General features: G+C 32.2%; 7 protein-coding genes and 1 pseudogene. All 8 read right to left on the reverse strand.

Going from position 1 to position 12,077, the window contains the following annotated elements; genetic code table 11:
• Positions 1-8 precede the first annotated feature (8 nt).
• Positions 9-203: pseudogene (locus tag BMX03_RS10270) on the reverse strand (IS607 family transposase); the annotation flags it as partial.
• Between the two features lie 234 nt (positions 204-437).
• Complete coding sequence (glgA, locus tag BMX03_RS10275) at positions 438-1,877, reverse strand: glycogen synthase GlgA (RefSeq protein WP_008539607.1); 1,440 nt, start codon at positions 1,875-1,877, stop codon at positions 438-440.
• Positions 1,878-1,948: 71 nt separating this feature from the next.
• Complete coding sequence (gene glgB / locus BMX03_RS10280) at positions 1,949-3,961, reverse strand: 1,4-alpha-glucan branching protein GlgB (RefSeq protein WP_091695248.1); 2,013 nt, start codon at positions 3,959-3,961, stop codon at positions 1,949-1,951.
• A 25-nt stretch (positions 3,962-3,986) separates the two neighbouring features.
• The gene (locus tag BMX03_RS10285; RefSeq protein ID WP_022228567.1) at positions 3,987-6,446 is read right to left on the reverse strand and encodes a glycogen/starch/alpha-glucan phosphorylase; all 2,460 of its coding nucleotides are present in this window, start codon (positions 6,444-6,446) and stop codon (positions 3,987-3,989) included.
• A 178-nt stretch (positions 6,447-6,624) separates the two neighbouring features.
• Positions 6,625-7,731 (reverse strand): glucose-1-phosphate adenylyltransferase subunit GlgD, encoded by a 1,107-nt coding sequence (glgD, locus tag BMX03_RS10290; RefSeq protein WP_015561731.1) that lies wholly within the window; start codon positions 7,729-7,731, stop codon positions 6,625-6,627.
• A 20-nt stretch (positions 7,732-7,751) separates the two neighbouring features.
• The gene (locus tag BMX03_RS10295) at positions 7,752-8,921 is read right to left on the reverse strand and encodes a glucose-1-phosphate adenylyltransferase (protein ID WP_015561732.1); all 1,170 of its coding nucleotides are present in this window, start codon (positions 8,919-8,921) and stop codon (positions 7,752-7,754) included.
• A 321-nt stretch (positions 8,922-9,242) separates the two neighbouring features.
• The gene (locus BMX03_RS10300; RefSeq protein ID WP_091695251.1) at positions 9,243-9,857 is read right to left on the reverse strand and encodes a CYTH domain-containing protein; all 615 of its coding nucleotides are present in this window, start codon (positions 9,855-9,857) and stop codon (positions 9,243-9,245) included.
• Complete coding sequence (locus tag BMX03_RS10305; RefSeq protein ID WP_302939164.1) at positions 9,850-11,565, reverse strand: ABC transporter ATP-binding protein/permease; 1,716 nt, start codon at positions 11,563-11,565, stop codon at positions 9,850-9,852. Before BMX03_RS10305 ends, BMX03_RS10300 begins: the two co-directional genes overlap by 8 nt.
• Positions 11,566-12,077: the final 512 nt, after the last annotated feature.

Genomic DNA, 12,077 nt, shown 5'->3' on the forward strand with positions numbered 1-12,077 from the left:
GATAAATTCTAACTTTTTTCGCAAGTATCATCTTCTATTAACTCCTTAATCATTTTTTTAGCTTTATTAGCTCTTTTTCCTTGAAGTCTACAACTAAATACAGTAACTATTTGAATTAAATCTTCTACTAACTCTTGTTCTTCAGTTCTCTCTGTATTATCAATAATTTCAATTGTTGTTCCATATTTTGTCTGCAAATTCTCCTATTGAGTAATATTTCATATTATCACCTCAATAGTGTCATATCATAATCTTTAAATAATTTATAGATTTTTATATAAAATTATATATTATTTATAACAGCTTTAAGCCTCCCCTGATTAAAACTTCAATCATCTATAAAATAATTATCGCTTAATACAGACCTTATTTTGTTGAGTAAGCAAAATTTTATAAAAATCGTATTAAGCGATAAAATTTTTATTTTAAACTAATTATTAAGCCTTTAAGCTATTATACAATTCTTTATATTGTTTAGCTGATTCTTCCCAACTGTAATCAGCAGTCATAGCATTTTCTACAAGATGAATATGTTTTCTATCATCAGCAATACCATCTATTGCACGTTTGATGGAGAATAATAATTCATGTGCATTATAATTATTAAAGCTAAAGCCATTACCAGTTTGAGTGTAATTGTTATATGCTTCAACAGTATCTTTTAAACCACCTGTAGCACGTACAATTGGCACAGTACCATAACGGAGAGCGATAAGCTGACCAATACCGCATGGTTCATATTGAGATGGCATCAAGAATAAATCACTTGCAGCATAAATTTGATGTGCTAATTCATTATTAAAGAAGATATTAGCAGATACTTTTTTCGGATAGCGCCATACAAGACCTTTGAACCAGTCTTCATATTGTCTATCGCCTGTACCTAAGATTACAAATTGTACATTTTCATATTCAAGTAATTCATCTAAGATACGTGTAACTAAATCAAGACCTTTAGCTTCAACTAAACGAGTTACCATACCAATCATTGGAATTTTGCGATTTACTGGTAAGCCCAATTTTTTCTGAAGTTGTTCTTTATTATCACCTTTGATAGCAATTGCATTATGTACATCAAAGTTTTTAAAGATGTACTTATCAGTTTCTGGATTATAATCTTCATAATCAAGACCATTGATAATACCAGATAAATCTGCATCACGTTTTTGAAGCATACCTTCAAGACCTTCACCATAATAAGGATCTTGAATTTCTTTAGCATAACTGCGACTTACAGTAGTAACTTTATCAGAATATACGATAGCACCTTTCATGAAGTTGATATCATCGAAGTATTCCAAATCACCATTGTTGAAGCATTTCCAATCAAGACCTAATACATCTGGTAAATATCCTTTCCAGAAACGACCTTGATATTTCAAATTGTGAATAGTATATACTGTTTTAATCTTGTTATAGCGTACATCTTCATTATGTTCGAGTTTTAAATAAACGCTAATTAAACCAGTTTGCCAATCATTCATATGAATAACATCTGGCCAGAAATCAATATGAGGAAGCATTTCAAGAACAGCTCTGCAGAAGAAAGTAAATCTTTCTACATCATCTGGATAACCATAATATCCTTCACGATAGAAATATTCCTGATTATCAATGAAATAAAATGGTACATCTTTATAATCGTATCTATCAATACCTAGATATTTTTTACGCCAGGAAACATTGATTTCACCATCATAAATATGTTCCATATTATTGCGATATTCTTCTTTTATACCACTGTATTTTGGTATAACAACACGAACATCTACACCTTTTTGTTTTAATTCTTTAGGTAAAGAACCCGCTACATCTGCAAGACCGCCTGTTTTTACAAAAGGCACAGCTTCTGAGGCTACATATAAAACTTTTAACACTATAACACGACCTTCCTCTATGATTGTATATATAGCCCATATAATAAAAATTATATGGGCTATAACTTAAATTATTTCAAGGCATAAGCTTTAGCCTTTTGACGTTGTTTTGATCTATTACCATTAAGTTTTACCTTTTCTAGTTTTTCAGCTTCAATCACTGTCTGTTTTTTAGCTTCAACAGGACGCAATTTCAATCTGAAATATACTGTACCAAGTGGTGGTAAAGTAATTTGAATAGATTGATTTAAATTATGCCAGAATACATCTTCTGATTTAAAGTCACCTTCATTTAATACATTAGAACCACCGTATTCTTCTTTATCTGTATTAAATACTTCTTGATAAATACCTTTTTCAGGTACACCAATGCGGTAACCATGACGCACTTCTGGAGTGAAGTTACATACTACAATGATGAAATCATCTTGGTCTTCAGCATAACGAATAAAGGAAATAACGCTATTTTCATTATCGTTACAATCAATCCAGCGGAAACCACGCCAATCAAAGTCTACTTGCCATAAAGCTTTATGTTCACAATAGAATTTATTCAATTCTTTAGAGAATCTCTGCATTTTTGTATGCATTGGATACAATTCAGCTAAATGCCAATCAAGACTATCATCATATTTCCATTCGATAAATTGACCAAATTCGCCACCCATGAATAATAATTTTTTACCAGGGTGAGTCATCCAATAACCAAAGAAGGAACGAAGACCAGCGAATTTACGCCAATAATCGCCTGGCATTTTTTCAATTAAAGAGCATTTACCATGAACTACTTCATCATGAGATAATGGCAATACAAAGTTTTCAGAGAAAGCATACATCAAGGAGAATGTAATTTTATCATGATTCCATTTACGATAAATAGGATCAAGGCTCATATATTTGAGCATATCATTCATCCAGCCCATATTCCATTTATAGTTAAAGCCCATACCGCCCATATAAGTTGGACGAGAAATCATAGGCCATGATGTAGATTCTTCTGCCATCATTAAAGCATTAGGATGATATTTGAAAATCGCTTCATTTAGATTTTTAATCAATTCCATAGCTTCAAGGTTACCAGTGTCACCATATTTATTAGGTTCCCACTGACCTTCTTCACGACCGTAGTTTAGATACAACATATTAGCTACAGCATCAATTCTAAGCCCATCAATATGATATTCATTTAACCAAAATAGAGCATTAGAAATTAAGAAGCTATGCACTTCACGACGACCATAGTCGAAATTAGTTGTACCCCATTGCCAATTTTCACGGCGTTTTTCATTATCAGATTCATATAAAGTTTCACCATCAAAACGGCGAAGACCATGAGCATCGTTACAGAAATGTCCTGGAACCCAGTCCATGATTACAGCAATACCATTTTGATGAGCTAAATCTACTAAATACATGAAGTCTTTTGGTTCACCATAACGACTAGTTACAGCATAATAACCAGTTGCTTGGTAACCCCAAGAACCATCAAATGGATGTTCACAAAGTGGCATAAACTCAATATGAGTATAATTCATTTCTTTAACATAAGAGATGAGCTGTTTTGCTGCTTCTCTATAAGTTAAATAATTACCTTCAGCATCATGACGCCAAGAGCCTAAATGCACTTCATAGATGAGCATAGGTTTATCATAAGAAGCTTCTTGTTGCTGTTTTTTCTGCCATTTTTCATCATGCCATTCATAACCGCATAAATCATAAACGCGAGAAGCTGTTTTTGGTTTCTTTTCAGCATAAAAAGCATAAGGGTCTGCTTTTAAGAAACGTTCTCCACCATTGAATGGCTCTATAGAATATTTATAAATTTCACCTTGCTGTAAATTAGGAATAAAAGTCACCCAAATTTCACCATCAGAAATTCTCTGCATTGGATTTTCATTGTAATCCCAATTATTAAAATCTCCTACTACACTTATGGCTTTAGCATGAGGTGCCCAAACAGCAAAGCGTACGCCTTCTACTCCGTCTTCTACTACAAAATGAGCTCCTAACATTTGATACGCATAGAAATTTGTACCTTGATGATACAAATACAAATCAAAATCTTTTAATGCGGATACTTCCATATTTTTAGTTCTCCTTTGGAGTCATTTATTTTAATAAATTAATAGGTTCTACATTCCAGATATCTTTTGCATATTCGCTGATAGTTCTATCACTAGAGAAGATACCAGAATGTGCAATATTGATTAAGCTGGATTTCAACCAACCATAGCGGTCGAGATATTTACCTCTAATTTTTACATGAGCATCAATATAAGAATTGAAGTCTTTGAATACGAAATATTCATCATTACTATTGAATAAATAGTTGTGTAAGTCATGGAAATCACCATTACCTACGAATGGACCAGTCAATAATTCATCAACTACATTGTGAATTGCTGGATTTGTATTATATTCAGTCCATGCGGAATATAATCCATTTTTATAGTATTCCATTACTTCATGTTCTTTTAAGCCAAAGATAACGCAGTTATCTTCTCCAACTGCATCGCAGATTTCCACGTTAGCACCATCTAAAGTACCAAGTGTGATAGCACCGTTCATCATGAATTTCATGTTAGATGTACCGGAAGCTTCTTTACCTGCAAGAGAAATCTGTTCACTAACATCAGCTGCTGGGAATAATTTTTCTGCTAAAGTAACACCATAGTTTTCTAAGAATATTACATGTAAACAATCGTTTACATCTTTATCGTTATTAACAATATTAGCTACATTGTTGATTAAGCGAATTGTTTCTTTAGCGATATGGTAACCAGGAGCTGCTTTACCTGCGAACATATAAGTACGAGGTAACATTTCAGATTTAATAGATGGATTTGCTTTAATCAAATTATAGATATGCATTACATGTAAAATATTCATAATTTGACGTTTGTAAGAATGAATACGTTTAACTTGAATGTCATATAAAGAATTAGGGTCAATAGTAAATCCACTACGACGTTTGATATGACCAGCTAAATAAATTTTATGTTCTTTTTTAACTTCTGCTAATTTATCAAGGAATGCTGTATCATCTTTATAATCTAATAAATCGATAAGACGAGATGGGTCTTTACGCCATTTATCAGAAATAGCTTCATCTATTAAACTAGAAAGCTGTGGATTTGCAGCAATGAGCCAACGACGATGTGTAATACCATTAGTTTTATTATTGAATTTACCTGGGTAAATTTCATCAAAGTCACGCATAGTATGTGCCTTTAAGATATCGCTATGAATTTTAGCAACACCATTTACGCTGTGGCTACCTACAACAGAAAGACGAGCCATATGAACTACGCCATCTTGAATGATAGATACTCTGCGTACACGGTCTTCATCATTTGGATATTGTTTACGAACATCTTCTAAGAAGCGTGCATTGATTTCTTCTACGATCATGTAAATACGTGGTACGAGATTTTTTAACATATCACTTGGCCAAGTTTCTAATGCTTCTGGCATAATTGTATGGTTAGTATAAGCTACTGTATTTTTAGTGATATCCCAAGCAGTATCCCAATCCATACCTTCTTGGTCAATGAGTACGCGCATAAGTTCAGGAATTGCCATTGCTGGATGAGTATCATTGATATGAATAGCAATTTTTTTCGCAAAATCTTTTAAATCACCCTTACGGCGTTTATAATGACGAACAATACTTTGAACGCCTGCAGATACAAAGAAATATTCTTGAGTCAAACGAAGCATTTTACCTTCATAAGAGCTATCTTCTGGATACAAGCAAGAAGTGATTGCTTGTACACGATAAGATTGACGCAATCTTTCTTGTAACTGTTCTCTAGTACCTGATAAAGAAGCAAAATCTTGAGGAACTTCAGCATTCCAAAGACGAAGAGTATTTACTACATTATTGTGGTAACCTACGATTGGCACATCATAAGGAACAGCTGCAACTGTATTATATCCTTCATGAACTAATTTTAAAGAACCATCTTCTTGTTGAGCCATATAAGCATTACCGCCAAAATGAACATCAACTTCTTTGTCAGCTTTGCGATATTCCCAAGCGAAACCATTTTTAAGCCAATTATCAGGAATTTCAACTTGTTGATTATCTATTATTTTTTGTTCAAACAGACCATATTGATAACGGATAGTACAACCATGACCTGGAAGGCCTAAGGAAGCCAAAGAATCAATAAAGCAAGCAGCAAGACGGCCAAGACCACCATTACCTAAACCTGCATCTGGTTCCTGTTTAAAGAGTTCTGTAATATCAATATTCAAGTCTTTCAAGGCTTCTTTACAGATTTCTTTCATATCAAGATTGATCAAGTTTGTATTTAATAGACGACCTAATAAGAATTCAATGGAAAAATAATATACTTCTTTGCATTGATTTTCTTCATAGTATTTATTAGTCATAATCCAGTTTTCACTGATGTACTGACGAACTGTTCTAACTAAAGTCTGATATAATTCTTCTTTAGTTAATTCATTCCAATCTTTACCAAATAACATATTTGCTGTTTTTAAGAAATTTTTCTGTAATGAAGCTCTCTCTTCAATTTGCTTATTGATTATTCCTACACTCACTATTACTTCCCCCTATAAGTTTTTACCTTAATCGCACTACCCTGAAATAAAAACTCTATATTTCTAAAAAAACCAAAACCTATATATTAATATTTTATATTATATAATTTATATTATATATATTTATAATTACTATATTTTTTAACCTATATTATTTTAATATCTTATCTTTTGTTAATCAAATAACTGTATTTTTTTCAATGATCAATGGATAATTTTCAGCACCTTTTAACCATTTACCATCGGATACTACTACATTTTTATCGCAAATTACATTTTCTACTAGAGCATCATCTTGTAATTCACAATTCTGCATGATTACGCTATTTTTAACTTGAACGCCTTTTCCGATTTTAACACCACGGAATAAGATACTGTTTTCTACAGAACCTTCAATTACGCAACCATTTGCAACTAAAGAATTATTAACTTTTGCTTGTTTTTTGTACTGTACAGGAGCTTCATCACGAACTCTTGTATAGATTGGGTTATAACCCATGAATAATTCTTCCCAAATTTCTGGTTCTAACAAGTCCATATTAGTTTTGAAATAGGAACTTGTAGAGCAGATTTCAGATACATAACCTTCATGTTGGAAGCCATAAATATTTAAATTATCCTGATGACGTAAAATACCATCAATCAAGAAATCATAGCCACCACGTTCATATGCTGTAGATATGATTTCCATGAATTTTTTACGGGACATTAAATAAATACCCATGAATACTTTGGAATTTTCATAAACAGCTGGACGGTTAGCAATTTCTGTAACAAGACCATTTTCACCAGTCTGTAAAATAGTTGCATTGTCTGGACGTTCTTTATTTTCAATATGGTAAACCATAGTGATATCAGCACCAGTATTCTGATGGAAACGAAGAGCTGTAGTAAAGTCTATATTATAAACAAAACGGCTGTTGCAGATTAATACATATTCTTGTTCAGACTGTCTGATAAAGCTCATATGTCTATAGAAAGACTGTAAGTTACCATTACGGCTATCTTTATCCATTTTTATAGCTGGTAAATAGAATAAACCATCATGACGACGTGCTAAATCCCAGTCTTTACCAGAACGAAGATGGTCTAAGATAGAACGAGATTTTGCTGGCATCATCATACCAATTTTTGTAATACCAGAGTTAACCATGCTAGATAAAGCAAAGTCTAATAAACGATAACGACCTGCAAAAGGTAATGTTGCAACAGGTCTTTTTGTTGTAAGTGTTCTTATTTGTTTATCGTCTTCATATAAATCCATTATTCCGAGAACATTTTTCATAATTATATCCCTCTCTTATTTTATCCCACATTTACATTTTCAGTTGCATCGGAAACAACCATTGGTCGTACAGTTTCACCTTCAGGAATTACTACAATAGTGCCATCGTCACTACCCACTTGAGCAGTTGCTTCAATTTTGCTATTTTGAGCTACAATAGCTTTTTCAACAACAGCATCTGCTTCAATTTTTGCAAATGGCATAATTACAGAATTGCTTACTTTTGCACCTTTAGCAATGCGTACACCTGGGAATATAACAGAATTTTTTACTTCACCGCAAATCATAGAACCTTCACTTACAAGAGAATTTTTAATTTTAGCTTTTGGTCCTACATAATGAGGTGGCATAGCCATATCCACGGAATAAATTTTCCATTTACCATTCATTTCAAATGGTTGTTTTTCTTTTAATAAATCCATGTTTGCTTCCCAAAGGCTATCGATTGTTCCTACATCTTTCCAATAACCTTCAAATGCATAGGAATATAATCTAGCTTGGTCAGCTAACATTTTTGGAATAATATTTTTACCAAAGTCATGACTAGAAGTTTCATCTTTAGCATCATTTTCTAAGTATTCACGTAAGAAATTCCAGCTAAAGATATAAATACCCATAGAAGCTAAATTGCTTTCTGGTTTAGCAGGTTTTTCGGCAAATTTAGTAATACGACCTTCTTTATCTGTGCTCATAATACCAAAACGAGAAGCTTCTTTCATTGGAACTTTAATTACACCAATTGTAGCTTCTGCTTTATTCATTTTATGTGCTTCAATCATTTTAGCATAATCCATTGTATAGATATGGTCACCAGATAAGATTAAAACATATTCTGGATTAGCTTTATTGATGAAATTAATATTTTGGTAAATTGCATCTGCTGTACCTTTATACCAATCTGCACCCTTTTCTCTAGCATATGGAGGTAAAATATATACACCACCATTTTTGCGGTCAAGATTCCATGCTTCACCAGTACCTAAGTATGTATGCAATTCTAGTGGACGATATTGAGTAAGTACACCTACTGTTTCAATGCCGGAATTTGCACAGTTACTCAATGGAAAGTCGATGATACGATATTTTCCACCAAATGGCACAGCTGGTTTAGCTATATTTTTAGTTAAAGCTCCTAATCTACTCCCTTGACCACCAGCCAATATCATGGCTAAGCATTCTGTTTTTCTCATAATATAAAACCTCCTGAAAAAAATAAACATAGTCTACACATCTTGTCAATTTAGATAAAAATGCAGGAATTAATCTATAAAAACTATTAAAATTTACACAAACATAACATAGTACTTATAAAAACTTAACAATCTTAACAATTGTCGTACATTTTATAAAATTTAGATTAAATAGATTTACACAACTCCTTTTTTTATAAAAACTTCTCAAATAAATAAAATTCGTTACATTTTCATTTGACAGTATTACAATTCTATATAAATTTTGTAAATCCTGCTTTTTTTATTATTTTTTAAAAAAATAATAAAAAAAGCAGGACATTAAATTTGTCCTGCTAAAATCAACCCTTTTTTATATTTGCTTATCGCGGAAATTTGTAAACCAAATTTTTTAATCAACTCATCTTTTAAAGATAATAAATCTTCAATTTTTCCTTGTTTTAATTCAATTTCAACTTCACAAATAGGAGCTTTATTTTCTCTTCCTTGAACAAAACCAAGGTCTAAAGCCACTTCTAGCTTAGAGTCCAACCATGTTAGCTCTATACACTCACGCACAAAATCTGTTATTACTATCGGTAAAAATTTTTTATCCTTTGTAGTTTTAATCAATGACCAAATATCTTTATCTTCAGCAAATACATTTATATCTGGTGTCAACTTTGTTACTTTTTTATTGATTTCCACGCGTTCAAACAGACCATCACTGTTTACTTTTCCTGATTTGTACGTTGCTACGATACAATCATTTTCACAGCGTACACGATAAGCAATTTTATGTTTTTGATAGAAATTATCTTCCGTATCATAATAAATAGCCTTCATATCTATACGTTGCCATGATTGATCTTTATTTTCTTGCAAAAATTCACGTATATTTTCTATTTGGGCTTCATCTTTTATTTCCATTTTTACTTCTAATTCTTGATTATTCATGGATTTCCCAACAACCTTTCTCTTTCAATCTCAAGATAGCCTGATGTTTTGCTATTAAACTACTGCGATGAGCAATGCTGATGATTTTCGTATTTGGCAAATGAATTTTCAACATATCATATAAATTGCCCTCTAAATCTTCATCAAGTGCTGATGTCGCTTCATCTAAAAATACAAATTCTGGTCTATATAATAAAATTCGCACAAAAGCTATTCTTTGTTGCTCACCTAAAGATAAAATTCTGCTCCAATCATCAACAATATCTAATTTATCTGCTAAATTTTCTAACTTACAAGCTATGAGTATTTCTTTTATTTCTTCATCACTATATTTTTCACTGATTACTTCTTCAACTACAGGATAAGAAATTGCCTGTCTTAAGCTACCAAGTGGCAAATATGGTCTTTGTGGTAAGAATAAAAATTCTTCTTCTTTTGGCAAATAAACATTACCTTTCGCATAAGGCCAAAGACCTGCAAGTGTTCTTAAAAGAGTTGATTTACCCACGCCAGAAGCACCCATGATCAATAAAGATTGATATTTCATTAAATCAATTGTACAATCTTTGATTAAAATATCTTTATTTTTATTAGGAAGGAAAACATCTACATTTTCTATACCGACTGTAATATTAGAAGCATTATCTATCATTAAATCAGATTTCAAATCCAAAGCTTCACCGACATGACGATTAAAACCATCTAAACGGCGAACTACAGAGCACCACTGTGCTATAGTTGTATAAGCATCTACAAAATATGACATTGCTCCTTGAACCTGTCCAAAAGCATTTGATACTTGCATAATCCAGCCCACTTGTACTTCTTTAGCAAACCAACGCGGTGCAGCCAATAATAATGGAATGATAATTGCTAATTGACCATAACCAGATGTAAAACCATTTAAGATTTTTTGACGAGTCATAATATCGCGGAAATTGCCAATTACAATCTTAAATCTAGTCAAGAAATTTTCTAACTCAGGCTTTTCACCACGATAAAAAGCAATCGATTCCGTATTTTCTCTGACACGCATCATCGCAAAACGGAAATCAGCTTCATATTTTTGCTGTTCATAATTTAAATTGATAAGTGCCTTACCTACCTTATGAGTGAGATACGTACCAACGATAGAATATACCAAAGACAACCAAACCATATAACCATAGATAGTGAATTCATAACTGCCAATAGGCACAGTCATAATTCCTGATAAATTCCATAAAATTACAGTAAATGCCACCAAGGTTATCAATTGACGCACAAGACCAATCGTCAAAGATAAAGTCAAAGCTACAAATTGATTAATATCCTCAGAAATACGCTGATCCGGGTTATCCATATCTTTTCCCATCAATTTCAACTTATAATAAGCTCTATTTTCCATCCATCTCACTAAATATTTATCAGTGAGCCATTCACGCCATTTTATCTGCAATAATTGTTGCAAATACACAGAATAAACGCCAATCGCTATATAAATAGCGGCAATCAAGGAAAATTTGCCCACTAAATACCAAAAACTATCAAATTCATACGCTTGCAATACATCCCAAAATTCTTTATACCAATCATTTATCAATACCGTCAAAAATACACTGGCTAAATTTAAAATTAAAACAACAGCTAAAATACCATAAGCCTTCCATTTTTGTTCAGAACGCCAATATCCTAGTGCTAAAATTTTAAAAGCCTGTAAATAATACATAATTCTTCTTGAAGTCAAACCATACACCTCTATCCTAAAATTAAATTTTATATCTTCTAAAAAAATATGCTAAAATATATATTATGTTCATTTCTTTGATGGCAAAGAAACGAACCAAAGAAAGCCACCGCAGATAAAATTTTAGCTTTGAAAAATATTATCATTTCATACAATGCTTAAAACTCGCTCCGCTCAGACAGTTAAGCAAAAACCGTATTCAATGATAATTTTTTTCAATAATCATGCGATTACCGCTAAATTTTATAATGCGGAAGAAATAACAAATTATTTGTAAATAAAAATAATAACCAAATCTCCCTCACGTTAGCGAATTTTACGGTAGCCGTAGGCTATTGGCAAGGATAAAATTATGGCTATGGTTTTAGCTCTACTGTTTGAGCAACGCGAGTTTAGAGCGTTATAGACATAATTTTATAATTGACAAAGTAAAATTGATATCGGGAGGTAGAGTTCTTTTGTTACTTTTCTTGCTCATGAAAGAAAAATAAATC

It is taken from the genome of Megamonas sp. Calf98-2 (assembly GCF_900110235.1).
Taxonomy (GTDB): Bacteria; Bacillota; Negativicutes; order Selenomonadales; family Selenomonadaceae; genus Megamonas; species Megamonas funiformis.